This is a genomic window from Komagataeibacter swingsii, assembly GCF_003207895.1.
Lineage (GTDB): Bacteria > Pseudomonadota > Alphaproteobacteria > Acetobacterales > Acetobacteraceae > Komagataeibacter > Komagataeibacter swingsii.
In genome coordinates, this window is the sequence record NZ_NKUB01000107.1 from 1 (window position 1) to 595 (window position 595).

Genomic DNA, 595 nt, shown 5'->3' on the forward strand with positions numbered 1-595 from the left:
GGGGCCACCATGACAGGTATGAACGATGTCCCGCCTTTGGCCTGCGCTTTGGCCCGAGCCTCTCGCCGCCAGCGAAACACCAGACTTGGATGGATCCCAGAAGTGGTCCCCATTTTTCGGACAGGGCGATAAGCTATCATCTGGCCTGAACGAGGACGGGTTTTATGGGCAAGGTTACGCGGAAACGGTATGCGGCGGAGTTCAAATCACGGGTTGCCCTGGAGGCGATCCGTGGCGAACTGACGCTGGCGGAGTTGGCGTCGAAACATGGCGTGCATCAGACGATGATCGCCCAATGGAAGCGCCAGGCGATCGAAGGCATGGCAAGCCTTTTTTCTGGTAAGTCAGTAACGGAACCTTCAGTCAGCCCTGCTGATGTAGAGAAACTGCATGCCAAGATCGGCCAGTTGCTGGTGGAACGGGATTTTTTGCGGGATGCCTCTGCTCGGTTGGGCGTGATCAGAGGCGGCAGATGATTGACCCGAAGAGAGCATGCCTGCCGATAATCCGGCAATGCACGCTGCTGCAACTCAACCGGTCGGGCGTCTACTATCGGCCTGTGCCACAGAGCGAAGCCAATCTGGAGCTGATGCGG

The 595-nt window shown here is 58.0% G+C and carries 1 pseudogene; it reads left to right on the forward strand.

Features of this window, described 5'->3' with window-relative positions:
• Positions 1 to 164 precede the first annotated feature (164 nt).
• Positions 165 to 595 (forward strand): annotated as a pseudogene (locus tag CFR76_RS17560) (transposase); the annotation flags it as partial.